This window comes from Deltaproteobacteria bacterium (assembly GCA_016709225.1).
In the GTDB taxonomy this organism is placed as follows: domain Bacteria; phylum Myxococcota_A; class Polyangia; order Nannocystales; family Nannocystaceae; genus Xiheibacterium; species Xiheibacterium phototrophicum.
On sequence record JADJEE010000001.1, the window covers coordinates 1,240,634 to 1,263,299 of the forward strand.

23 protein-coding genes and 1 tRNA gene are annotated in these 22,666 nt (G+C 72.9%); 10 read left to right on the forward strand and 14 right to left on the reverse strand.

Features of this window, described 5'->3' with window-relative positions; genetic code table 11:
- The first annotated feature begins 36 nt into the window (after nucleotides 1-36).
- From IPH07_05175 to IPH07_05190, 4 genes are all read left to right on the forward strand, one after another.
- Complete coding sequence (locus tag IPH07_05175) at nucleotides 37-723, forward strand: ABC transporter substrate-binding protein (GenBank protein MBK6916772.1); 687 nt, start codon at nucleotides 37-39, stop codon at nucleotides 721-723.
- Nucleotides 724-735: 12 nt separating this feature from the next.
- Nucleotides 736-2,502, forward strand: a complete 1,767-nt coding sequence (locus IPH07_05180; GenBank protein ID MBK6916773.1) for a hypothetical protein — start codon at nucleotides 736-738, stop codon at nucleotides 2,500-2,502.
- Nucleotides 2,503-2,576: 74 nt separating this feature from the next.
- The gene (locus IPH07_05185; GenBank protein MBK6916774.1) at nucleotides 2,577-3,875 is read left to right on the forward strand and encodes a thioredoxin family protein; all 1,299 of its coding nucleotides are present in this window, start codon (nucleotides 2,577-2,579) and stop codon (nucleotides 3,873-3,875) included.
- A 122-nt stretch (nucleotides 3,876-3,997) separates the two neighbouring features.
- Nucleotides 3,998-4,381 carry a thioredoxin family protein gene (locus IPH07_05190; GenBank protein ID MBK6916775.1) on the forward strand — a complete coding sequence of 128 codons (384 nt, stop codon included), beginning with the start codon at nucleotides 3,998-4,000 and terminating at the stop codon, nucleotides 4,379-4,381.
- A gap of 16 nt (nucleotides 4,382-4,397) precedes the next feature.
- Here the strand turns inward: IPH07_05190 and IPH07_05195 are convergent, their stop codons facing one another.
- Entirely contained in the window at nucleotides 4,398-5,105 is a 708-nt protein-coding gene (locus tag IPH07_05195; GenBank protein MBK6916776.1) for a hypothetical protein, read from the reverse strand.
- A 107-nt stretch (nucleotides 5,106-5,212) separates the two neighbouring features.
- Between IPH07_05195 and IPH07_05200 the strand changes: the two genes are divergently transcribed.
- Entirely contained in the window at nucleotides 5,213-6,925 is a 1,713-nt protein-coding gene (locus IPH07_05200) for a hypothetical protein (protein ID MBK6916777.1), read from the forward strand.
- On the opposite strand, the gene IPH07_05205 is transcribed toward IPH07_05200, so the two are convergent.
- Nucleotides 6,903-7,676 (reverse strand): pyridoxine 5'-phosphate synthase, encoded by a 774-nt coding sequence (locus tag IPH07_05205; protein ID MBK6916778.1) that lies wholly within the window; start codon nucleotides 7,674-7,676, stop codon nucleotides 6,903-6,905. The two genes, IPH07_05200 and IPH07_05205, sit on opposite strands and share 23 nt — an antisense overlap.
- 186 nt (nucleotides 7,677-7,862) lie before the next feature.
- Here IPH07_05205 and IPH07_05210 point away from each other — a divergent pair, with 186 nt between their 5' ends.
- Nucleotides 7,863-8,006 carry a hypothetical protein gene (locus tag IPH07_05210; GenBank protein ID MBK6916779.1) on the forward strand — a complete coding sequence of 48 codons (144 nt, stop codon included), beginning with the start codon at nucleotides 7,863-7,865 and terminating at the stop codon, nucleotides 8,004-8,006.
- On the opposite strand, the gene IPH07_05215 is transcribed toward IPH07_05210, so the two are convergent.
- A complete protein-coding gene (locus IPH07_05215; protein MBK6916780.1) occupies nucleotides 8,003-9,499 on the reverse strand; it encodes a replication-associated recombination protein A in 1,497 nt (498 codons plus the stop codon). The two genes, IPH07_05210 and IPH07_05215, sit on opposite strands and share 4 nt — an antisense overlap.
- Nucleotides 9,500-9,610: 111 nt before the next feature.
- Here IPH07_05215 and IPH07_05220 point away from each other — a divergent pair, with 111 nt between their 5' ends.
- From IPH07_05220 to IPH07_05230, 3 genes are all read left to right on the forward strand, one after another.
- Nucleotides 9,611-10,363: a DUF5329 family protein gene (locus tag IPH07_05220; protein MBK6916781.1), complete on the forward strand. Its 753-nt coding sequence runs from the start codon at nucleotides 9,611-9,613 to the stop codon at nucleotides 10,361-10,363.
- A gap of 68 nt (nucleotides 10,364-10,431) precedes the next feature.
- Nucleotides 10,432-10,791: a DUF423 domain-containing protein gene (locus tag IPH07_05225; protein ID MBK6916782.1), complete on the forward strand. Its 360-nt coding sequence runs from the start codon at nucleotides 10,432-10,434 to the stop codon at nucleotides 10,789-10,791.
- A gap of 49 nt (nucleotides 10,792-10,840) precedes the next feature.
- A complete protein-coding gene (locus IPH07_05230; protein MBK6916783.1) occupies nucleotides 10,841-11,314 on the forward strand; it encodes a PilZ domain-containing protein in 474 nt (157 codons plus the stop codon).
- A 50-nt stretch (nucleotides 11,315-11,364) separates the two neighbouring features.
- On the opposite strand, the gene IPH07_05235 is transcribed toward IPH07_05230, so the two are convergent.
- From IPH07_05235 to IPH07_05250, 4 genes are all read right to left on the reverse strand, one after another.
- Nucleotides 11,365-12,111, reverse strand: coding sequence for a hypothetical protein (locus IPH07_05235; protein ID MBK6916784.1), 747 nt, complete (start codon nucleotides 12,109-12,111; stop codon nucleotides 11,365-11,367).
- A 101-nt stretch (nucleotides 12,112-12,212) separates the two neighbouring features.
- On the reverse strand, nucleotides 12,213-13,721 hold the full coding sequence (locus IPH07_05240; protein ID MBK6916785.1) for a hypothetical protein: 1,509 nt from the start codon (nucleotides 13,719-13,721) through the stop codon (nucleotides 12,213-12,215).
- Nucleotides 13,722-13,853: 132 nt separating this feature from the next.
- The gene (locus IPH07_05245) at nucleotides 13,854-14,453 is read right to left on the reverse strand and encodes a YqgE/AlgH family protein (GenBank protein ID MBK6916786.1); all 600 of its coding nucleotides are present in this window, start codon (nucleotides 14,451-14,453) and stop codon (nucleotides 13,854-13,856) included.
- A gap of 127 nt (nucleotides 14,454-14,580) precedes the next feature.
- Nucleotides 14,581-15,132 (reverse strand): OmpA family protein, encoded by a 552-nt coding sequence (locus IPH07_05250; GenBank protein ID MBK6916787.1) that lies wholly within the window; start codon nucleotides 15,130-15,132, stop codon nucleotides 14,581-14,583.
- 187 nt (nucleotides 15,133-15,319) lie between these two features.
- Between IPH07_05250 and IPH07_05255 the strand changes: the two genes are divergently transcribed.
- A tRNA-Leu gene (locus IPH07_05255) sits at nucleotides 15,320-15,403 on the forward strand.
- An 11-nt stretch (nucleotides 15,404-15,414) separates the two neighbouring features.
- On the opposite strand, the gene IPH07_05260 is transcribed toward IPH07_05255, so the two are convergent.
- The 7 genes from IPH07_05260 to IPH07_05290 all read right to left on the reverse strand — a co-directional run bounded on the left by IPH07_05260 (nucleotide 15,415) and on the right by IPH07_05290 (nucleotide 22,645).
- Nucleotides 15,415-15,924 (reverse strand): hypothetical protein, encoded by a 510-nt coding sequence (locus IPH07_05260; protein ID MBK6916788.1) that lies wholly within the window; start codon nucleotides 15,922-15,924, stop codon nucleotides 15,415-15,417.
- Nucleotides 15,925-15,957: 33 nt separating this feature from the next.
- Nucleotides 15,958-17,106: a hypothetical protein gene (locus tag IPH07_05265; protein ID MBK6916789.1), complete on the reverse strand. Its 1,149-nt coding sequence runs from the start codon at nucleotides 17,104-17,106 to the stop codon at nucleotides 15,958-15,960.
- Between the two features lie 176 nt (nucleotides 17,107-17,282).
- A complete protein-coding gene (locus IPH07_05270; protein MBK6916790.1) occupies nucleotides 17,283-18,095 on the reverse strand; it encodes a hypothetical protein in 813 nt (270 codons plus the stop codon).
- Complete coding sequence (locus IPH07_05275; GenBank protein MBK6916791.1) at nucleotides 18,095-19,375, reverse strand: hypothetical protein; 1,281 nt, start codon at nucleotides 19,373-19,375, stop codon at nucleotides 18,095-18,097. The genes IPH07_05270 and IPH07_05275 overlap by 1 nt, the downstream gene beginning before the upstream one ends.
- A gap of 50 nt (nucleotides 19,376-19,425) precedes the next feature.
- A complete protein-coding gene (locus IPH07_05280) occupies nucleotides 19,426-20,325 on the reverse strand; it encodes an isoaspartyl peptidase/L-asparaginase (GenBank protein ID MBK6916792.1) in 900 nt (299 codons plus the stop codon).
- Complete coding sequence (gene ybeY, locus IPH07_05285; protein ID MBK6916793.1) at nucleotides 20,322-20,792, reverse strand: rRNA maturation RNase YbeY; 471 nt, start codon at nucleotides 20,790-20,792, stop codon at nucleotides 20,322-20,324. Before ybeY ends, IPH07_05280 begins: the two co-directional genes overlap by 4 nt.
- Nucleotides 20,789-22,645 carry a GAF domain-containing protein gene (locus IPH07_05290; protein ID MBK6916794.1) on the reverse strand — a complete coding sequence of 619 codons (1,857 nt, stop codon included), beginning with the start codon at nucleotides 22,643-22,645 and terminating at the stop codon, nucleotides 20,789-20,791. Before IPH07_05290 ends, ybeY begins: the two co-directional genes overlap by 4 nt.
- Nucleotides 22,646-22,666 lie beyond the last annotated feature (21 nt).

Sequence of the window (22,666 nt, forward strand, 5' to 3'; positions counted from 1 at the left end):
GCCAAACGGGCGCAACTGCCCACGAGGTCCATCCCGATGCTCCGCCTCTTCATCAGCTCCATCGTCATCGCCAGCGCCCTGGTTCCCGTCTCCGCCCACGCCGCGGGCGGTGGTGGCGGTGGGGGTGATGCCGCGACGGAGGATGATGCCGCGGCACTCGAGGCCGGCGCCGCCGAGGAGATCGCGGCGGCTGGCAGTGCGATGGACGAGTTCAAGAAGCAGCACGACGTGGTGCAGCTGCTGGTGAAGTCGAAGGTCCCCGACCAGGCCCTGCAGGAGGCGGTGGACCAGCTGCTCGACTACAAGGCGATCGCCAACCTGGCCCTGGGCGGCAAGAACCGCGCGGACCGCCGCTGCGAGCCCCGCTGCGCCGAGTTCGAGGAGCTGCTCGCCCGCCTCATCCGCCAGAACTATCTCAAGCGGGTGCGCCAGGCCGACACCGGCAAGGTCGAGTACCTCGGCGAGGAGAAGCGCCCGCGCGCCAGCAAGGTCACCACCCGCGTGACCTTCACCAACAAGGACGGCGCCTCCCAGCAGGTCGAAGTTGCGTACGTGATGCACGTCGTCGACGGCAAGTGGCAGGTCCGCGACATGATCACCGACGGCGTCAGCCTGGCGAAGAACTACCGCTACGAGTTCGGCAAGATCCTGCGCGACGAGGGCGTCGACGGCCTCATCGCCCGCCTCGACACCAAGCTCGCCGACCTCGCCAAGACCGAATAGACTGCCCGGGACGTGACGCCCGCCCGAGCCCGAGCCCGCCTGCACCGCCGTGCATGCGGGCTCTTCGTCTTGGTGGGCTGCGGCTCGCCGTCGCTCGATGCCGAGGGACTGTTCGGCGATCCGATCCGGCTCATGAGCGGCGACGCGTCGCCGCTGCCGCGCCTCGCCTTCGTCGACGAGGGCTGCCCCGGCGCTGCTGCGCGTGGCGGCTGTGAGCTCGACGGCGACCGAGCCTGTGGGACGCTGCTGATCGACACACTCGCGCCGATGTCGGCACTGGCGCGCGAGGGCCTGACCGGGCCCGAGTTCCATCGTGAGTGCCTCGAGATTCGCTCCGCGGAGGGGCTCGCCGCGGCCGCGCCCGATGCCGATGTCCTGGCCGCGGCGGTGGCCCGCTTCCGCTTCCACGATCTGCCGCTCGTGCGCGCGCCCGCGGGCGGCAGGGACGGCTGGTCGTGGTTCGCCGGCACCGCCGCTGCGCCCGTGGAGCCCCGCGGCGTGCTGGGCGGCAACCTGCTGCGGGACTTCGCCATCGCGATGCGTCACCCCAACGACGGCCCCGCGACGATGACGTTCTACGCCGAGTTCCCCGGCTCGGACGACGACCTCGCCGACCAGGGCCGGGCCTTCCTCGCGCTGCAGTTCCCCGGGCGCCTGCTCGGACGCGACGTCGGCGATCGCTGCGACTACGACCCCGAGGGCTGCCGCGTCGATGGCTTCGATCTCGCACGGGCGCAGCCCAACTTTGCGCTCAAGGCCACGCGCATGGTGTTGGATGCCTGTGTCGCGACGCCGCCGTGCGCGTTGCGCTACCAAGTCGACGCGTTCAACCCGTTCGAGGCCGCAGTGTGCGAGTCCACGCCGGGGCCGGAACTCGACGGCGGTTGCGCGGCCGCCTCCGATCCCGTGCTCGGTGGGCGCCCCGCGAGCTTGGTGGTCGCAACCTCGGTGCCGAGCATGGTGCTGTTCGAGGACAGCGCGATCCGGATGTTCGGCCCGCTCGATCAGCTGACGGCGTGCAGCGCGGCGACGCAGGCCGACCACGCGTGCCTGTGGGGCAACGACGGCGTCATCGCGTTCACGGGCTGGCCGGCGGCCGGGGTCGACGCTCCGCTGCCGCGGATCGCCGTGCGGGCCGTCGCGTTGGTCGCCGGCTCGACGCGCACGCGCGACGCGAATCCGTGTCGCCGCGTCGCCGACCGGCAAGCCGCCCTCGTCGCGCAGTGCACCCGCTACACCCAGGCGATCACCAGCACCGGGGACGTCCGCGACACCGCGCCGCCCTACTCCGCCGATCCCGACACCGACGCGCGTGCGATCGAGCGCGACCGCGCCAATGCATCGATGGCGATCCTCGGTGAGCCGTTCCTGCAGGGCACCACCGCGACACCCGATCCCGACGCGTGGATCGAGGCGATCGTGGTGCCCGCGAGCCATCCGTTGCCGGTCGCGCTGCGGCTCGACGTCGCGCCCGAGGCGATCCAACCCGACGGGCTCATCGGCGCGCGGATGCTCGAGGACACCTCGGTCGTGCTCGACTACACCGACCCCAACCCGTCGGTGCGGCTCGAGTGCCTCGATCCCCGCGCGGGAGACTGCTTGGTGGCGCCCGACTGCAAGCGCGACCGCCAGCCCGCGTGCTGCTACGGCCTGCCGTTGCCGCTGCTGGTCGACTTCATCCTGCAGGCCCAGGACGAGACCTGCTGCACCGCGCTGTCCGCGGCCGAGCTCGAGGAGATCCAGCTGCAGGGCGTGTGCCTCGGGGTCGAGCCGCCGTAGAACGCACGCCGCGCCGGCGAAGGCTGGCGTCCTGCGCCGCGGCGTTGCATCGTTGTGCTCGCCGCAAGGACCCCATGTCACTGCTCGCCCTCCTCGCCGCGCCAGCCGGCGCGTCGCCCTCCGCCGAGCTCGGCACCTACGCCTGGGCCTTCGGTCAGGGCGTGCTCGTCGACCTCACGCCCTGCGTGTACCCGCTCATCCCCGTGACCGTCGCGGTGTTCGGGGCCAAGGGCGTATCGCGACCGCGCGCGCTCTTCCTCGCCAGCGCGTACGTGCTCGGCATGGCCACGCTCTACACCTCGCTGGGCGTGCTGGTGGCGTCGACCGGCGGGGCGTTCGGCACCTGGCTCGCCGATCCGCGGGTGGTGCTGCCCATCACCGTGCTGCTGCTGGCGCTCGCGGCCAGCATGTTCGGCGCCTTCGATCTCCAGCTGCCGGTGTCGCTGCAGAGCCGGCTCAACACGGTCGGCGGGGCGGGACCCGTCGGCGCGTTCCTCATGGGGCTGGTGTCGGGCTTCATCTCGGCGCCGTGCAGTGGACCGGCGCTGGTGGCCTTGCTGGCGTTGATCGCCAAGTCGTCCGCGCAGGGGCACTCGGTCGCGTTCGGGGCCTCGCTGCTGTTCACCTACGCGCTCGGCATGGGCACGCTGTTCTTCGCGGTCGCGTTGGGCGCGAGCCTGTTCCGCCCCGGCGTGTGGATGGAACACGTCAAGAGCGTGTTCGGCATCGCGCTGCTGGTCATGGCGTACTGGTTCATGCGGCCGCTCTCCAACGACCTGGCCGACTTCGTGCTGCACGAGCAGTTCGGGCTTTGGATCGGCGTCGCGCTGGCGCTGGCCGGCATCGCGGCCGGTGCGGTGCACCTGAGCTTCCATGGCGATCGCGGCGAGCAGGTGCGCAAGGCGTTGGCGGTGGCGGTGGCGGCCTTCGGGGCCATCGTCGCGCTCAACAACGTGATGTTCGTGAAGCTGCCGTGGCGCTACGTGCACGACTTCGCCGAGCTCGACGCGGCGCTGTCCGATCGCGACCCGACGCGCCCGGTGCTGGTCGACTTCGCGGCCAGCTGGTGCCTGCCGTGCAAGGAGATGGAGCTGCAGACCTTCGGTCACCCCAGCGTGGAGCCGACGCTGGTCGACGACTACACGCTGGTGAAGATCGATGTCTCCGAGGGCACCGACGACCAGTCGCGGCTGCAGGAGATGTTCGACAGCGAGACGTTGCCGAGCGTGCTGGTGTACGGATCGGCGATCGATCTGCGGGCCGAGATCGCGGCGCGCCGCGAGGGTGACGCGACCATGCCCGAGCCTGCGGTGCGCTTTCGGGCGCTGGTGGACGCCGAGACCTTCCGGCTCGCGATTGCGCCGGTGCGATGAGGCGGGCTGCGGCGTCGATCGCCGTGGCGCTCGCGTGTGCGCCGGCGACGGAGCACGCGGAGGGGGGCGCGAGCCCGGCGTCGCAGACGGGCCCAGCGGTCGACGCCGGCCCCTGGCGACGCGTGCACGATCGCGAGGCGCTGGTCGCCGCGCTGCGCGAGGCCGGCACCACGCCGGTCGTGATCGACGTCGGCGCGACATGGTGCGCGCCGTGCCTCGATCTCGAACGCAACACGCTCGCCGATGCCCGCGTGCTGGCGGCGCTGCGGGACCACGCGCTCGTGCGCGTCGACGTCAGCGCCGGCACCCCCGCGCAGGAGGGCATGCAGGCGTTCTTCGACGCGCTGTCGCTGCCGCGGCTGCTGGTCTTCGATGACGCCTCGGCGCTGCGCGAGGCGCTGATGGCATCCGCGCCGCAGGCCCCCCGGGCGCGCGTGGTGGTGAAGACCTACGTCGATGCCGACGAGCTGCTGGCGCTGCTGGGCGCAGCCGCCCCGACGCCGTGAGGGCACGCGCACCCGCTTAGAGCAGCTGCTCGAGCCGTGCGCGATCGAAGCCGACCAGCAGCTCGCCGCGCACGTCGACGATCGGCACGCTTCCGGTCTGCACGTGCTTGGCGGCGGCCTTGGCCTGCAGCTCGGCAGCGGCGTCGCGGTCCTTCTCGATGTCCTTGGCCACGTAGGCGACGCCCTTCTTCTTCAGGTAACCCTCGAGCTTCTTGCAGACGCCACACCACGCGGTCTTGTAGACGATGACCTCGGCGTCGCTGGGGGCGACTTGCTGCGGCGGCTGCAGGCCCTGCGGCAGCTCGAAGCTGCTCGAGAGCCCCTGGCCCAGCGCGAGCTCCTCGTAAGCGTCGCGCGGCACGGTCGTGAGCGCGACGCTGCCGTCTTGCTGCGCATCGCGGAAGTTGCCGACCCACACCATGCCGGGCGGCGGCGCGGGGCCATCGAGCAGGCTCACGCGCACGAGGCCGCGGCTGGCCTCGGGGATCTTCGCGGCGTCGCCGGCGTCGGCAAAGCTGCCGCGCTCGGCCGCGAAGGTCAGCACCGCAGGGGTGCTCGGCGTCCATGTCGCGGCGACCGCAGGCGTGGCCGGGTCGTCGCCGGCCTTGGCGGGGGCGTCGGGCTTGGGCGGCGTCTCGGGGGCGCAGGCGCTGGCGAGCAGCGTCGCGACGGCCAGGATGGGCCCGAGCAGGGCGATGGATGTGTGGCGGTGCGGGCGGAACATCACGTGTGTCGCCTCGGGCGCGGGAGCATAGCGCCGATGGCAGCGCCGATGGGGCGCCGCCGGCACCTAAAAGCGTCGGCCGATCGATGCTATGACGGTTGGCGGCGATGGCGAAGCTCGCGCTCGGTGGTGGCCCCCGCAACAGCGACAACGCGATGTTCGCGTTGCTGCGGGCGGCGCTCGCCCTGCTCGGCACGACCTTCGTGCTGGTGGCCCTGCTCTACTCGGGCTACCTCAACTACACCGACCTCGACGGGCCCGACATCGACGTGCCGGCCGAGCGCTTCGAGGTCAGCGAGTCCGGGCGCGAGCTGCACTACGGGCGCTCGCACCTCGCCCGCGACGGCAAGCTGTGGCTGCTCCACCTCGAGGGCAGCCCCGAGCAGATCGGCGACGCGCGCGGCCGCCTCAGCGCGCGACTGTTCGAGCAGCTCGACGAGCTGGTCGCCGCCCGCGTCGACGCCCGCTACGGCGCATGGCTCGAAGGCTGGACCGCGACCATGCTGACCCGCTGGGACTACCGCGACGCCGACCGTCACCTCGACGAGGTCTACCGCCGCGAGCTGGCCGCGATGGCGCAGGCGATGCCCGAGGCCGGCGGCGGCCGCATCGGCGCCTACCACCGGCTGTTCCTTTACCAGAGCTTCGACTCGTTGGTGTCGCGGCTCGACGACGTCATCGTCGAGGGCGCCGCGTTTGCGGTCTCGCGCAAGCGCAGCGCGGCCGAGCCCGGCAACCTGCTCATCGGTCGCTCGCTGTGGTTCGACATCGACCACGACGAGGCCCCCGATCGCATCGTGTCGGTGGTACGCCCCGACGGTCGCTATCCCTTCGTCTCGGTCGGTTGGGCCGGACAGATCGGCGTGGTGACCGGCATCAACGCGCGCGGCATCTTCGTGGCGCTCGATCCTGCCCGCACCGATGAGCCGCTCGAGGACGGCGCGCCGGGCCCGATCGTGCTGCGTCGCGTGCTGGAAGAGGCCGATACCCTCGAGCACGCGGTCGAGATCCTGCGCGCGGCCTCGCTGCGCACCTCGGGCATCGTGCTGGTCGCCGACGGCGTGCAGCGCAAGGCGGTGTTCGTCGAACTCGGCGCGCGCCAGCGCGAGGATCATCGGGTCGTGCGCGGCGAGGGCGAGCCGGTGGTATGGGCCACCGATCACATGCTGCGCGAGGCCTTCGAGGGTGATCTGCAGAACGACTGGGTGCGGCGCTACACCTCGAGCGGCTACCGCTACGAGCGCCTGGGCGAGCTGCTGTCGCAGGCCGGCGACGTCGATCCCGCGGAGCTGGTGTCGGTGCTCCGCGATCGACGGGGCACCAAGGGCGCCGACCTCGGCCTGGGCAATCCCAACGCGCTGGAGAACTTCGCGGTCGCGCAGTCCGTGGTGGTCGACGCGACCGCGATGGTGCTGTGGGTCGCCGAGGGTCCGTCGGCACTCGGGCGCTTCCAGGCCTTCGATCTCTCGCGGCTGCTCGGTCGCACCGACGCGCCGGCGGTACCGCTCGACGATCTTCCGCCCGACCCGCTGTTCTTCACCGAGGAGTACCGCGATTTCATCGAGGCGACGGGCGCGATCACCCACGCGCGCAAGCTACTGTCGCGCGGCTACCCCGAGCGCGCGTTGGGCTCGGCGCAGGTCGCCCACGCGCTGGCGCCCGACGTCGGCGAGCTGCATCGCCTGCTCGGCGACATCGAGCGCGAGCTCGGTCACCGCGACGAGGCCATCGCGCACTACCGCCGCTACCTCGAGCTGGTGCCCGGTCGCCGCCGCGAGCAGGTCCGCGTCGAGGGCATCATTGCGGAGCTCGAGGGTTAGCGAGCACGTCGAGATACGCCCGCACCGTTGCTGCGAGCCCGTGCCACAGCGCGTCGCTCATCAACGCGTGGCCGATCGAGACCTCGTCGAGGTGGGGCAGCGCGCGGAAGCGGACGAGGTTGTCGAGATCGAGATCGTGCCCGGCGTTGACGCCCAGGCCGAGGCCGTGGGCGAGCGTCGCCGCGACGGCGCAGGCCTCGAAGGCGGCGTCGGCCGCGGCCCCTCCCTGCGCGAAGGCGCGGCCGAATGGCTCGGTGAAGAGCTCGACGCGGTCGGCTCCGAGGCCCGCAGCCCAGCGCACCGCGGCGGGCTCGGGATCGACGAAGATGCTCACGCGGGTGCCGACCGCGTGGGCGCGAGCGATGGCGGAGGTCAGCGTCGGCGCGTCGGCATCGCCCGCCCATCCCGCGGCGCTGGTGATCTCACCGGGGGCCACCGGCACGAGGGTGAACTGGTGCGGGCGCACGCGCTCGACCAGGGCCACGAGGTCCTCGCGGGGGTCGCCTTCGATGTTGAACTCGACGCGGTCGCGCAGCGGTGCGAGCAGATCGTGCAGCTCGAGCACGTCGGTCGCGGTGATGTGGCGCGCGTCGGCGCGGGGGTGCACGGTGATGCCCGGTGCGCCGGCCTCGATGCACGTGCGCGCCGCTGCGACCACGCTGGGGCGGCCAGCCGCGCGCGCGCCGTGCTGGGCGGTCCGCGAGTTCCGCAGGGTCGCGACCTTGTTGACGTTGACCGAGAGCGCAACCATGGCCGCGCTTCGCTACCAGGGCGTCGCCCATCGACGCAACCCCGCGCTCGACCCCTTCACCGCGCAGGCTCGACTTCGACGGCGCGACCGCGCCAGCGGCCAGGCGCACGTGGTGGCGAGCACCTGCGGGCGTCCTGTTCGACGGCGCTTGACGGCGACCGGGGTGGTGCGGGACCTTCCCGCCACATGGCACGCGGAGACAATCGTCGTACCCCCAAGGCGCGCCGGCGCCAACGTCAGCGCAAGCTCAAGGACCGGCTCAAGCGCCGCCGCGAGGTGGCCCAGGCCGGCAAGGCCGCCGCCGCGCCGAAGAAGCAGAAGAAGGGCTAGTCGTCCGTCGGCTCGCGCGGCGCGTCGTCGGGCGGTGACGCGTCGTCGTTGCTCGGCGACGCGTCGGCGTGTTCTTTCCCGGCGGCCGCGTGGGTGCGCGCGGCCTCGGACCGCGCGGCCTGGAGGCGTGCGAGCGCGGCGGCCTCCCAGCCCTGAGCGCCGACGCGCGCGAAGCTGGTCGCGCCGGTGCGGCGCAGCGCCTCGGGCAAGTGGCTGTCGTGCTCGCGGTCGAGGCCGCCGGCGAGATCGTGGGGATAGCGATAGCCCGCGCCGTAGCCCGCGGCCTTCATCATCGCCGTCACGGCGTTGCGCACGTCCATCGGCACCGCCAGTGCGCCCGAGCGTTGCACCTCCTTGCGCGCGGCCGCGTAGCTGGCGAGCGCGGCGTTGCTCTTGGGCGCGAGCGACAGGTACAGCGTTGCCTGCGTGAGGTGCAGCGATGCCTCCGGCAGGCCGACCAGGTGGGTCGCCGCAGCCGCGGCCTGGGCCAGCACCAGCGCCTGGGGGTCGGCATTGCCGACATCCTCGGCGGCGAAGATCACGATGCGTCGTGCGACGAACATCGGATCCTCGCCGGCCTCGAGCATGCGCACCAGCCAGTAGACCGCCGCGTCGGCATCGCTGGCGCGCATCGACTTGATGAACGCCGACACCACGTTGTAGTGCTCTTCGCCGGCCTTGTCGTAGCGCAGCGCGCGACGGCCGAGCGCCGCACCGATGTGCTCGGCGGTCAGCGCGGTGGCGCCGTCGGGCATCAGGTCGACGATGGTCTCGAGGTCCGACAGCGCGCGGCGACCGTCGCCCTGGGCACCCGCCGCGAGCGCGCGCAGCAGATCGTCGTCGGCCGTCAGCGCGCGGGCCCCGAGCCCACGCACGGGATCCTCGAGCGCGCGTCGCAGCAGCGCGCGCACGTCCTCGATGCCCAGTGGCTGCAGCGCGAACACGCGGGCGCGGCTGAGCAGCGCGGAGTTCACCTCGAAGCTGGGGTTCTCGGTGGTCGCGCCGACCAGGCGGCATACGCCGGCCTCGACGTGGGGGAGCAGCGCGTCCTGCTGGCCGCGGCCCCAGCGATGGATCTCATCGATGAAGAGCAGCGTCGGGATCGCGGCCGCGGTTGCATGACGTCGGCGGGTCTTCGCGCGCTCGATGACCTCGCGCAGATCCTTCACGCCGGCGGCGGTGGCCGATAGCGTCTCGAACGCGGCCTCGCCGTGGCGCGCGAGCAGCCGCGCGAGCGTGGTCTTGCCGGTGCCGGGCGGGCCCCAGAGGATCATGCTCGGTACGCGGCCGGTCTCGATCGCACGTCGCAGTGGACGGCCGGGTCCGAGCAGGTGGGACTGCCCCACGAACTCGTCGAGTGTCCGCGGGCGCATGCGCTCGGCGAGCGGCGCGAACGCATCGCGCGCGCCTTGGTCGGGGTCGGTGGAGCCCGACGCAGGCGCGCCCACATCGTCGGCGCGATCGAAGAGCTCGGGGGCGTCACGGCGTGCCATGCGTGCTAGCCTTCGTGCGTGCGAATCGCACGGCCTTGGGGCGGCGGCGGGGCGAGTCTACGCCGAAGCTGGCGGCGGGCCCACGCCCCGTTCGTCGTCGCACTCGCGTCGGTGGCGGCGTGCGGCAGCCCCAACGCGCGGGTGATGGAGAAGGACGAGGTCCAGCGGATGGAGCCCGCCGAGCACGCTGGCGAGCCGTCGGAGGCCGAGAAGATCCGGGCGCTGATCGACGAGGTCCGCAAGGTCGATGCGGTGTTCGTCCGCGGCGAGGAGACCTTCGACGGCGCGACCATGGCCGACGAGCTCGAGCACCGGGTCACGCGGCTGACGTTCGCCACCGCGCGGCAGTTCGTCGATGCGGTCGCCGCGATCGACCGCAGCAAGGCCGAGCCGCTGCGGGTGCGGCTCACCGACGGCACCGTGCTCGAGGCGCGCGACTGGTACCTCGCGGCATTGGACGAGATGGAAGGTGCGACCCGGGCACCGCGCGCGACCGGCCCGGCACGGCACGATCCCAACGCACCCGTGACGCTGGGCATCCTCGACGCGCTGACGATCGTCGAGCGCAGCCGCGAGACCTTCGTCGCGCCGGCCCGCAAGCTGCCGAGCGGCAAGACCAAGGGCAAGCGCAGGGAGTACACCGCGCCCGACTTCGCCGAGATGCTGCGCAAGAAGTGGGAGTTCCTCGGCGCCGACGTCCGCGATCTCGAGACTTTCATCGACGAGATCGCGACCGATGCGTTCTCCACGATGGAGCCCTATCGCGTGCTGCACGAGGACGGCAGCGAAGAGGAGTTCCGCGGCTGGCTGCTCGCGCAGCTCGACGCACGGCGGGCCGCGCTGGCCAAGGGCGGTGCGCCGTGAGCTCGCCCGTGCGCGCGGCGCTGCTCGTCGGTGGTGTGGCCGGCTTCGTGGGCGTGGCCGCGGGGGCCATGGGGGCCCACGCGTTGTCGGGCCGCATCGACGCGCAGGCGCTGGGCTGGTGGCGCACCGCGGCCGACTACGCCCAGCTCCACGCGGTGGTGCTGGTTGCGATCGGGCTGTCACGCGCGCGCGCGCGGGCGCTGCGGGTCGCGGTGCCGGCGTTCGCCGCCGGCATCGCGATCTTCTCGGGCACGCTGATGGCGATGGCCCTGGGCGCACCGCGGTGGTTCGGCGCGATCACGCCGCTGGGCGGGCTGTGCCTGATGGCCGGCTGGTTGGCGCTCGCCGCCGCCGCCGTGGCCTCGCGCGAGCTTGCCGAGCCGGCGCCCGAGCGTGGGCCCGACGACGCACGGCGCGGCCCAAGCTGACGCTGGCCGTCAACGCGGCGGCCGCCGCCGTCGATGCCGCGAGCACGCCATGACGCCCTTCGAGCAAGCGTTCCTCTCGGCGGTGCTGCGCTATGTCTCCTTGGTGCACGCGCCCCACGACGCCGGGCGTGACGAGCTCACCGGGCTGCGGGTCTTGCTCGAGCAGAGCAACGCTGCGCCCGACGAGCGGCGTCGCCATCGACGCATGCTCGTCGATCTCGCTGCGATCACCCGCGACGCCGACATGCAGGCGCCGGCGCGTGTGCTCGACATCGGAGCCGGCGGGCTGCGGCTGCGCAACGATGGCCGCCTGCCGCTGCGCACCGGCGATCGCGTGGTCGTGAGCCTCACGTCCGAGCGCTCGTCGCTGCGGATCGATCTGCCGGTCGAGGTCGTGCGCCGGACCGGCGCCGACGAGGTCGGGGTGCGCTTCTGCGGCCCGCCGCTGTCGCTGCAGCGCTCACTGCAGGCCGCCGACGGCGGCGGGCGGCACGGCACCGGTCGCATGGGCGCCGTCGGCTGAGGCGGCGCTCGGCCGCACACGTCAGGCCGACGCGGCGCCCGCAGGGTCCGCTAACCGGTCGCGCGCGGCGGCTCGAGCCACGCCGCGGCGAAGCCATCGAGCAGCGCGGCGCGGGCGAGTCGTCGCACCGAGCCGGGATCGTCGCTGCCCTCGAGCTCGCCCCACAGCGCGCGCGCACCGGCCTCGTCGCCGCGCGCGACCAGCTCCACCACACCGAGCAGCAGCAGCTCGTGGGCACGGGGAAAGCGGGCCAGCACGCGCCTTGCGGCGAGCAGCATCTGCGGCGCCGACATGCGCGACAGCCTCGCCACGAAGCCCTCGCGCGCGAGTTCGGCGTCGGCCTCGAATCGCCACGGTCGCACGTGCCCGACGACCCACTTCGCCGGCGGCTCCCACGGCTTGCGCTCGCGCGTGCGCTCGGGGCCGTCGCCGATCTCGTCGGTGGTCAGCTCGACGAGCTGGGGATCGATCGCCCGCAGCATGTGCAGGCCGATGCCGCAGCCGGGCACGATCGGCTCGACCATGAACAGGTCGTGGCGACAGCGGGCCGCGAGCTCGACCAGCGCCGCGCGGGCGTCGACACACGCGGTCACGCCGTCCCCGATCCACACCGCACACGCGACGCCGTCGGCCTCGACCTGCAAGCGCGGGTGATCGCCCTCGCCTGCGTGACGACCGATGCGCGCCGCGGGATCGCGGGTCACGTGCAAGCTGGTCGGTGCGACCCGTGCGATCGCCAGCAGCACGGACTCGACGACCGGCCACGGCAACGGCGAGGGATGGATCGGCTCGGACACCTCTGGTGCCTTCGTGCGGTCCCGTGCGACCGCTGTCGACCCACCGCCGCGGCCCGTTGTCGGCCAGCTCCGCGTCCGCGCAGCACCGACCGCCCTGTGCTTTAGCGACGACGGCGTCGGCGGGCGGCCAGCAACAGCGGCAGACCCCACGCAGCGGACGCAGCCGGCGAGGACGTCGGCCCGCACGCGCAGCCGGTGCCCTCCGGGTTGCCGCCGGTCGCGTCGAGTGTGTCGGAGCCGGCATCCGTGCCGCCGTCGGTGTCGGTCCCTTCGCCGGCCTCGGCGCTGCCGCCCTCGGCGGTGCCCTCCCCGGTGCCCGCGCTGGCGGTGCCGCCGGTGGTGTCGGCGCTGCCTCCGGTGGTGGTGCTGCCCTCGACGACCTCGATCGTGATGACGCGACTGTCGTAGTTGCCGTACGCGTCCATCACCTCGAACTGGAAGCTGTAGGTGCCGACCGGGGCCTGGGCGAAGTTGGCGAAGTCCCAGGCCACGGTGTTCGGATCGGTGCCAGGCGTGAGGTCGATGTCCTGCGTGCACACGTGGTTGGTGCAGCGCGTGTACTCGTCGACGCCCTCGGGCAGGCCCTCGAGCCAGGTCCACTTGGCGGCGAGGAAGTTCGAGTCCTCTTCGACGGTGGCGGTGATGAGCACCGAGTCGAGCGTGCCGAGTACGGCGCCGTCGGCCGGCGTGGTGCTGGTGATCACCGGCGCGACGGTGTCGGCCACCCGCGGACCGAACACGCCCATGAGCTCCTGGTAGCTGTTCTGCTGCTCGCCGCCGCCCGCCTCGCAGTAGATCTCGTGGATGTAGCCACACTGCGTGACGCCCGATCCGGTCGCGTGGCTGATGTCGTTGCAGGTGTCGACGTAGGTCTTGAAGCCGCCGTTGTTGAACGGATACATCAAGTCGGTCTGATCGTCGGTGTGCTCGAGGCCCCAGTTGTGCGAGGTCTCCTGCGCGGCAACCTCGGCCACCCCGCCGCAGCTCTCGGGGAACGACAGCGAGACGTGGTTGCGCTTGAGGCCGTCGCACGCGACGTTGGCCACGCCGCACACGCCAGCACCCTGGTTCGACGCGCCGCCGATCACCGCCATCGTGTACGGCAGCCAGTCGGGCGGACGGTTCGAGGTCATCACGATGTTGAAGGGCTCGTAGTAGTTCTGCAGCTCCTGGAACATCGACGCCTGCGCGCTGCCGTTGCCGTAGGGCGGGAACTCGGTGACGCTGTCGACCAGCGGCGTGCAGTTGAGCGCTGCGTTGGCGGTGTCCGTGTTGCCGCACGTCGGCGACAGCGTCACGCCGGTCATCGCCACGTACAGCACGCCGGGCGTGGGGTCGTACGACATCGCGTGCAGCGGCGCGCGACCCAACGCCGCGAGGGTGTCGGCGCCGAGCCCATCGGGGGTGAAGACCATGTCGCCCTCTCGCGTGGTCGGCAACGCTGCGAGCTGCTCGCTCGTGATGCCGTAGAGCCGCTCGTGCAGCGGTCGCGACAGCTCGTCGTCGGCGTGCCGCGCCCACGGGGCGTCAGGGGCGATCGGGGCCCCCGCGGCGAAGGCCGTGGCGGGCAGGACGGCGAGGCACAGCGTCACGAAAATGGTTCGTCGCATCGAGGGCTCCAAGGGCGGCGGGGAACGCTCGCGCAGGCTAGCGATACCCACCACAAACGTCTAGTCGCAGATTCCTGTCGCGTCATCCCGACGCGACGAGGTGATCCACCCCGCACACTTGCGCCAGCGAGGTTAGGCGGATCCGACGCGACCGCCGAGCAGGCCCGACACCCGCCCGGGGTCGATGCCGATCGCCCGCAACGCCGCTTCCCACATCTGATCGGGCGGCGTCTCGAACAACCACCGCGACGACAGCGGCGCATCGCCGCCGATCGGCACCGGCAACCAGCTGCCCTGGGCGCACTCGGCCTCGAGCTGCTGTGGCGCCCAGCCGGCGTAGCCGAGCAGGAACATCACGCGCGAGTCGCCGGCGCCGGTGTCCTGGTGGCCGGCATCCACCACGTGCTCGAGCGAGGTCGTCAGCCACAGCTCGGGCATGAGCGCCTGCGCAGCGGGATCCCAGTGCGCGTCGTCGTGCAGGATCCAGCCCCGCGAGGGCGACACCGGCCCGCCGATGCGCACGCGTGCCCGCGTGGGTCCGCACCAGCGCAGGCCCAGGCCCGGCACGACGTCGGCGATGTGGTTGCGACCGAGGTGGTTCACGACCAGCCCGAGCGCGCCCTCGTCGTCGTGGTCGAGCATCAGCACCACCGCGCGGCGGAAGTTCGGATCCACCAGCTGCGGCACGGCGCAGAGCACATGGCGGACGAGGCTCTCGGGGTGGGCGGACAAAGCGGCTCTTCGCCTCGCGGGCTGCAACCGCAGTATGGCCGGGACGCGGCCGCCGTGCATCTCGATGCGCCGCGTCGCCGCGCGAGTTCCATCGCCGCGCGGCGGGGCGCATCGCCCGCGTGCGCCGTTACGGCGTCGCCGGCCCGACGGTGGCGCCGTCGTCGACCTCGATGACGCGCAGCTCGACGCGGCGGTTGGCCTCGCGGCCCTGCGCGGTGTCGTTGTCGGCGACGGGCTGGGTCGCACCGAAGCCCTCGGCGTCGAGCATGCCCTCGGCGACCCCGTGCGCGACCAAGTACGCCCGCACCGCGCGTGCGCGTCGGGCGGACAGATCGAGGTTGTGGTCGGCGTTGCCATCGGCGCTGGCGTGGCCCTCGACACGGATGCGGCGGATCTGCGGGTGGGCCTGGATCTCACCGACGGCCTCGTCGAGCACCGCGTGGGAGACCTCGAGGATGCGATCGGAGTTCTTCGCGAACTGGATCTTCTCGCGCAGCTCGATCCGCGCCGGCACCTGCACGACCGCTGGCGGCGGCGGGGCGGTGCCGACGATCGCGATCGTGGTGCCGTCGTGGAAGACCCGTGGCGCGCAGGCGCCGAGCATCGAGGAGGTCAGCGCCAGGGCGACGAGCGCCGAGCACGACCGCGGGAACGCGCGCGAGAACAGGGGATGGACCATGGCGCGGCTGCCTTCGCAAGCGCCGTGCCCACGCCGTGACGCCAGCGGGTGCGCGGACCAACGCGTCGCCCGGCGCAACACGCCGCGGCCTGCCGATCTCGACCCGCCACCTCCGTCTGCCCCACTTGGGCAAGCGAGCACGCTTGCGAGCGCGCCGCCTGTCGTGCTACCTCCTTCGCCCCACCACGCCAGAGTGGCGAAATTGGTAGACGCAGCGGACTCAAAATCCGCCGACCGCAAGGTCATGTCGGTTCGATTCCGACCTCTGGTACCCGAGCACTGCTAGGCCCCGCCCGAGCTCGAGCCCCCGCTCGAGCCCGCGGTGCCGCCCGAGCTCGAGCCCCCGCCCGAGCTCGAGCCCCCGCCCGAGCTCGAGCCCCCGCTGCTGTCATCGTCGCTCGGCGCCTCGCAGTTGCCGCCGATGAGCCGCACGGCCCCGTGCACGCACACCAGGCCGGCGGGGCAATCGGCATCGTCGACGCATTCGACCTCGACGCAGTACTCGCCGTCGTAGAGCGAGAGGTAGCAGCCCTCCCCCGGCGGACACGGCAGCGATTCGTTGCACTCGTGGGGCACGCCGTCGTCGTCACCGGCCGTCGTGCCGACGCTCGTGGCGTCGGTGGCCGTGCGACCGTCGTCGCCCGGCGTGGTGCCGGTGGTGTTGCCGCCGCTCGTCGACGCCCCCGTGGTGGCACCACCGCTGCCATCGCTGCTGCTCGGCACGGAGGTCTCGTCGCCGCCGCACGCGAGCAGCAGCGCGACGACGACGAGCGAAGCGTTGCGCGAGCGCATGGTCGCCAGTTTGGGCGCACGCGCGCGCCGAGGTCAAGGCTCGCGCGCGACGCTGCGATCGATCACATGGCCGATGCCGACGTCGATCACGGTTGCGCCCGCGGGGGCCACGAACATCGGCCCGCCACCGCGCGCGAGCACCAGGCCGTGGTCGTCGTGCGCGACCCAGGTGATGCGCGGCAGGCCCTCGTCGAAGCCGCCGAGCTCGAGCCAGTGCACATCGCCTTGGTGGTGCACGTCGGCGACGAAGGCGGGCTCGACCGGCGCGGCCATGTCGGGGCTGCCGTAGAACGCCGGGTCGACGTCGTCGAAGCGGAAGTCGCAGTGCACGTGGGTCTCGTACTCGACCAGCATGCCGCCCGCGTCGGTGCACGCGCCCTCGAGGGTCGCGATGCTGACGCTGATGGGATCGAGATCGAAGCCGTCACCGTACATGTGCCGCGAGTAGGTCGCGCCGCCGACCTGCAGGTTGTAGTCGGGCGAGCGGTAGCCCGAGTTCACGTTCAGCGCGCCGTTGTCGTCGCGCAGGGCCTGCAGCGAGGCGACTGCGTGGGGCTGCACGATGCCGTAGCGCCCCTTGTAGGCCTGTGCGAGCTCGCCCAGGGTGAAGTTGGGCGCGAGCGCGGTGGCGTCGTCGATGGCCTCGAGGTCGAGCACGGCGATCGGCCGGCGATAGTTCGGATCGCCCCCCAGCGTGGGCGGGTACTCGTAGCCGGCCGGCGGCGCATCGGGATCGATCGCGACCAGCGGCAAGCAGGTGGTGTACGAGCCGTCGGCGCCGGGGTAGCAGACCTCGGTCGCCGGCGGCTCGGGCATGCCGGTGGTGCCGTCGCCGGCCTCGCCGCCCGACTCGTCGCCGCCGCTCGACCCACCGGACACGCCGGTGTCGCTGCTGGGCACCATGCACTCGCACGGGCCCCACATGCCCTCGACACAGGACTGGATGCCCTCGCCCTCGCCATCGGGGCATGGGCACGCCTGCACGTCTTCGCCGGCGCAGTGGAAGCCTTCGTCACCGCCTTCGCCCTCGCCCTCGGGTGGCAGGCCGGTCGAGTCGTCGAGCGGATCGACATCGAGCGTGGTGTTGGGGCCGCCGTCGCCGTCGTCGCCCTGGGTCGGCTGCCACTGCGGTGCGCCGCGGTTGCGTCCGCCGTCGTCACAGGCCGCGAGCACGACGGCCACGGCGACGAGCCCCGGCCGCACCCAGGCGCACGCGTAACGACCGCGGGCAGCACGTCGCCCACGCCTCGGGATCGGGCACAGCACGGGAGTCCGACACCAGGTTCGCCGCAGACCCGGCCAGGTTCCCAGCGGCCCGTCGCCGCGCCTACGCAGAACTGCGCAGGGCGATCGGACTGCTAGCCTGCGTGCTCGTCGATGCGCACGTCGCCGCCGGCCGTGATGACCACCTGTGCGGCGCCCTCGCCCACGCGCCGCCGCCAACGGCCCTCGGTCACGACCACCGCCGCGTCGGTGCCGACGCGGATCGTGCCGCCGGCGGTGACGTCGTAGTCGACGTCGGTCGCGTCCGTCAGCGTCACCGCGACCGCGCCCGCGGGCGCGCGCACGAACAGGTTGCGACCCGCCGCCGTACTGTCGATCTCGACCCGCCCGGCGTCGCAGGTGACGAAGGCATCGCCGGGGCCGATCACGATCGCATCACCGCGCTGCACCGCAATGCTGACCCCGCCGTCGCCGCCGTCGACGTGCACGTGACCCACGCCGATCTCGACCGTGACGGCACCGGTCATGCCCGCGACGTCGATGTCGCCGAGGTCGGTATGCAGCTCGAGATCGCGATCACCGGGCAGCTCCATCGCGGTCAGCTCGAGGTCGACCAGCCCGCGCGTGGCCAGGGGGATGTCGGCCTGCAGCCACGCGAACGCATCGTCGCGCTCGAACACCAGCGCCGGCGCGCTGGCGTGACGGCGCGCGTCCTTGCGGGTGCCGCCGGTCGCGAGCCAGCGGCCCTCGTAGCGCAGCGCGGCCGGGCAGGTGCCGGGCGCCGCCGCATCGCAGCCGAACACCGACAGCGGCGTGCTCGGCAAGTCGACGCGCAGCGCGGTGACGTCCGCGAGGTCGTGCTCGCCGTCGAACTCGGCCTCGCCGCGGAAGCCGAACACGCACGCGCTCGTCAGCGTCGCGGCGGCGATGGCAAGCCGTGCGCGCATCAGAAGTAGACCTCCGGTGCGACCACCAGCTCGAGCGCGGGGGCGAAGCGTGGCAGCGCTGCATCGGCGCCGTACATGCGGGTCGCCAGCGGCAGCGACAGCCGCGGCGCGATCGTGAACGACAGCCGATCGAGCACGAAGATCCGCGACTCCAGCTGGGCCCATACCGTGCTGCCGACCATGCCCCGCACCGGCGTGGTGGCGTCGTCGGCGATGGCCCGGCGACTGCTGCGGGCGCTGGTGCCCTGCAGGATCGCGCCGGCGGCCACGACCAACCAGAAGCGGCGGCGCTCGAGTACGCGGCCGGCCACGCGCAGGCCCGCCTGCACGCTGACCCGACGGTCGCCGCGACCGAAGTGCAGGCTCAGATCGGACAGCCCGAACCACAGCTTCGGGATCACCTGGCCGACCACGCCCAGCGAGAGCTCGTCGTAGCGGCCCACGGTCGGCGCGCCGGGGCGCAGGCCGACGGTGGTCGCGCGCTGCAGCGAGACCGCGACCACGTGATCGCGGCGGGCCCGCACGCGGTGGCCGGTGGCAGCGACCCACGCGTCGGCGATCTGTCCGATCCAGAGCAGCGCGAGGGTGTCGGTCGCCAGCGTGAACGCGCCCTGGCGCAGCGCCTCGCGCGTGGCCGCGTGACTGGCATCGCCGAGCGCCGCGCCCTCGCGATCGGGCGCGGCGCGGTGCAGCGCAAAGGCGGCGAAGCCGAGCACGGCGGCGCCGGCGAAGATGCCGAACGCCGGCGCGGGGCGGCGCGCGACCGCATGGCCGACGCCGGGGATCACGATGGCCGACAGCGGCGCCGCGATGGCGCGCGCACGTGCGGGATCCCGCGGCTTGCCGCGACGCGTGCGGCTCGGCGCGGCCGCGGGGGCCGGCGCGTCGGCGCTCGCGTGGCCAGGCGCCGCGCGGTCGTCGACCGCAGCGGCCGGCGACGGCGGCGGCGAGCCGATCTGCAGCGGCTCGCCATCGTCGAGCACGACCTCGCGTCGGTCGCCGTCGGCCGCCACCAGCACGTACCGCCCCGGCGGCAGCGACAGCGGCGGCGCGCTGCCGTCGCGCACGACGACCTGCGCGACCCGCTGGCCCTGTGCGTCCTCGACGATCCACGTGGTCGTCACGGGCGCGGCGAGGGTCGTGCGCGGCCATGCGAGCACGCCGACGAGGGCCAGCGACGACAGCCGCGCGAGCCAGCAACGCGCGGGCCCGCGCCACGCGAGCCCGCGTCGCGCCGCCGACGGGACCGCTGGTCGCGGGTGGGATCGACGCGTGCGCACGCCATCGGCCTTGTGGCACGGACCCGGGGACTTGGGCAAGCGCGCCCGCCCTACCCTGCACGCACGCGCACGTCGGCGACGATCGCCGCGTCGCCGCGGGCGATCGCGTGGCTCATGTGCTCGCTGCGGCACGCGACCGCGAGCTCGCCGGTCGGATCGATCGCGATGAGCCCACAGCTGGCGCGCGGGTCCATCGCTGCGACCTCGTCGCAGACCGCCTGGGCGGCCGCCTGCAGCGGCAGCCCTGCCTGCACCCGCAGCAGCAGCGCGTGGCAGGCGACCTGCCGCAGGATGAACTCGCCGGTGCCGGTGGCACACGCGGCGCCCAGGCCGGCGGCGGCATAGTAGCCGGCGCCCGGCAGCGGCGAGTCGCCGACGCGCCCGGGTCGCTTGAACAACACGCCGCCGGTCGAGCATGCCGCGGCCAGCTCGCCGTGCCGGTCGATCGCGACGGCACCGACGGTGTCGGCCTGCCCGTCGCGGCCGCCGCCGGCCTGGGCCTGCCGCCAGCGCGCCTGGGCCTTGGCGGTCCACACCGCGTCGCGCCCGAAGCGACCCACGCCGCGCTCACGGGCGAACGCCACCGCACCCGGTCCCGCCAGCAGGCAGTGTCGACCATCGCGCAGCACCTCGAGGGCGAGCGAGACGGCGTCGGCCAGCTCGGGCACCGCCGCGACCGCCCCGACCCCGCGATCGCGGCCCCGCATCACGCCGGCGTCGACCTCGACGATGCCGTCGGCGTTGAAGCAGGCGCCGCGGCCGGCGTTGAAGACCTCGGCGTCCTCGAGCACGCGCACCGCAGCGACCACGGCGTCCAGTGCCTCGCCACCGCTTTGCAGGATCGCGCGGCCGGCCGCGGCGGCCGCGGTCACGCCAGCTTTCGCGGCGTCCTCGTGGCCCGGCGCGAGTCGTCCGGCACCGCCGTGCACGACCAGCACCGGTGTGATCACGCGCCGGCTCCGTACGGCCGCGTGGGCCGGGGCAACGCGGCCGCGCGGGCCGCCCGGGTCTCGGCGCGGCGCATGCGGCGGGCCTGGGACGGCGTCGCATGATCGTGGCCGCACAGGTGCACCATCGCATGCAGCAGCAGCTGCTCGGCCTCGGCGCGCAAGCCCGCGGGGGTGGCGACCGCGGCCTGGCGGCGCAGCTGATCCCAGTCGATCGCGATGTCCCCCTCGCCGTAGCCCTCGCCAGGAAACGACAGCACGTCGGTCGGCTTGGCGGTGCCCATGTGCTCGCGGTGCAACGCGATCATGGTCGTGTCGTCGACGATGCGCAGGCCGAGCAGCTCGAGCGCGCCGCTGCGGATGCCGAGCGCCCGCGCGATGCGGTGGCAACGCTCGACCAGCGCGCGTCGGGTGTCGCGATCGACGGCGCGATCGACCGCGCGATCGACCTGCAGGCGCACGCGGATCACCGCGGCACCGCCAGCGCGTCGTAGACCCTGGCACCGATGAACAGGTCGAGCACGTCGGGGTCGAGCTTACCCGCGCTCGCCTCGGCGCGCAGGATCTCGAGCGCGGGCGCCAGCGGCACCGCGCGCTTGTAGGGCCGATCGGCGGCCGTCAGCGCGTCGAAGATGTCGGCGACCGTCATCATGCGTGCCTGCAGCGGGATCGCGGGGGCGTCCGCGCGCGCGGGGTAGCCCGAGCCGTCGAGGTACTCGTGGTGCTTGCCGGCGATGTCGGGCACGCCCTGCAGCTGCTGGCCCCACGGGATCCGCACCAAGAAATTGTAGGTGTGGGTGACGTGCTGTTGGATCTCGAGTCGCTCGGCGGCGGTGAGGCTGCCGCGACGCACCGTGAGCGCGACCAGCTCTTCGTGGCCCAGCGGGCGCAGCGGCGTGCCCTCGAACGCGAACTCCAGCTTCGCGATCTCGGCCAGCTTGCTGCTGACCGCCTGCGGCAGGATCGTCGGCTCGTTGGCCAGCATCACCGCCTCGATGGCGTCGTCGAGCGCGCTGACCCGGGCGGCGTGCTGCAACCGCAGGTCCTCGTCGTCGCCGCCACCGTCGCGGGCGCGCGCGAGCTGGGCGGTGAGCAGCTCCACCCGCAGCGCCGTGCGCATGTGATCGAAGCGCGAACGCAGCAGCTCGAGCTGGTGGGGGTAGAGCTTCTTGGCCTTGACCAGCACCTGCTCGCGCACGCCGACCTTGCCGAAGTCGTGCAGCAGCCCGGCGTACTCGATCTCGCGGATCTCGTCGGCGCTGTAGCGAACGTCGCGGAAGCGCCCCGAGCTGGCCGAGTCGGCCGCTTTCGCCAGCGCGACCGTGAGGTCGGCGACCCGCTGGCTGTGACCGCTGGTGGTCGGATCGCGCTGCTCGATGGCGTGCACGCTGGCGCGCACGAAGCCCTCGAACAGCGCATGGATCTCGGCGTACAGCCGCGCGTTCTCCAGCGCGACCGCGCCCTGGGCGGCGAGCGCGTTGCACACCGTCTCGTCCTCGTCGCCGAACGGCTCGACCCGCAGCGCGAAGTCCTGCGGGGTCCGCAGCGGCGCGACGTCGCGGCGTGCGTTGATCAGCTGGATCACGGCGAGCACGCGCCGGTCGGGCGTGATCATCGGGACCGTGAGCATCGAGCGCGTCTGGTAGCCGAAGCGTTGGTCGAAGCTGCGGTCATGACTCCACGGCGGCATGGTCGCCTGCGGATCGAGCTCGCCGTAGAGATCGTCGACCCGCACGGTCTTTCCGCGCAGCACCGCGCTGCCGACGATCGACTGCGCGCTGACCGGGAACGAGAACTCCGACAGATCGGCCGACACCGAGTCGTTGTGGGAGATCTTGAAGACCAGCCGCTTGCCCTCGTCCTCGACCAGGTAGATCGATCCAGCGTCGGCGCGGGTGAACTCGCGGGCGTAGCGGAGGATGAGCTCGAGCACGCGGGTCGCGTCGCGCTCGGCGTTCAGCGCCGTGCCCAGCGCGAGCAGGCGATCGGCCATCGCGGCCTGGTCGTTCTGCACCGCCGAGTGCAGCGCCTCGCCCAGCACCCGCTCGACCATGAGGGAGGTGGCCGGCAGCGGCAGCACCTGCACCCGCCGGGTCCGCAGCCGCGCCAGCGCCTCGGACAGCTCGTGGGCCGGGGCCACCGCCAGCAGCACGTCGTAGTGCTCCGGCGGCCAGCTGGTGCGCGCGTCGAGCACGACCACGTTGGCCCGCTTGCGGCGGATCGACAGGCTGCCGTCGGCGAGGATGTCGAGCGTGCCCCACATCCGCGGTTGGCCGAGGATGTGCGCGCGGACCTGGGCGAAGTCCTCGAACGTGCGGGGCACCGGCGCCAGTATACGGGGGCT

Excerpts from the sequence above, each read along its gene's own strand:
- IPH07_05175 (MBK6916772.1), top strand. The coding sequence starts at position 37 with ATGCTCCGCCTCTTCATCAGCTCCATCGTCATCGCCAGCGCCCTGGTT.
- IPH07_05185 (MBK6916774.1), top strand. The coding sequence starts at position 2,577 with ATGTCACTGCTCGCCCTCCTCGCCGCGCCAGCCGGCGCGTCGCCCTCC.
- IPH07_05195 (MBK6916776.1), bottom strand. The coding sequence starts at position 5,105 with ATGTTCCGCCCGCACCGCCACACATCCATCGCCCTGCTCGGGCCCATC.
- IPH07_05200 (MBK6916777.1), top strand. The coding sequence starts at position 5,213 with ATGGCGAAGCTCGCGCTCGGTGGTGGCCCCCGCAACAGCGACAACGCG.
- IPH07_05205 (MBK6916778.1), bottom strand. The coding sequence starts at position 7,676 with ATGGTTGCGCTCTCGGTCAACGTCAACAAGGTCGCGACCCTGCGGAAC.
- IPH07_05210 (MBK6916779.1), top strand. The coding sequence starts at position 7,863 with ATGGCACGCGGAGACAATCGTCGTACCCCCAAGGCGCGCCGGCGCCAA.
- IPH07_05215 (MBK6916780.1), bottom strand. The coding sequence starts at position 9,499 with ATGGCACGCCGTGACGCCCCCGAGCTCTTCGATCGCGCCGACGATGTG.
- IPH07_05225 (MBK6916782.1), top strand. The coding sequence starts at position 10,432 with ATGGGGGCCCACGCGTTGTCGGGCCGCATCGACGCGCAGGCGCTGGGC.
- IPH07_05230 (MBK6916783.1), top strand. The coding sequence starts at position 10,841 with ATGACGCCCTTCGAGCAAGCGTTCCTCTCGGCGGTGCTGCGCTATGTC.
- IPH07_05240 (MBK6916785.1), bottom strand. The coding sequence starts at position 13,721 with ATGCGACGAACCATTTTCGTGACGCTGTGCCTCGCCGTCCTGCCCGCC.
- IPH07_05250 (MBK6916787.1), bottom strand. The coding sequence starts at position 15,132 with ATGGTCCATCCCCTGTTCTCGCGCGCGTTCCCGCGGTCGTGCTCGGCG.
- IPH07_05260 (MBK6916788.1), bottom strand. The coding sequence starts at position 15,924 with ATGCGCTCGCGCAACGCTTCGCTCGTCGTCGTCGCGCTGCTGCTCGCG.
- IPH07_05270 (MBK6916790.1), bottom strand. The coding sequence starts at position 18,095 with ATGCGCGCACGGCTTGCCATCGCCGCCGCGACGCTGACGAGCGCGTGC.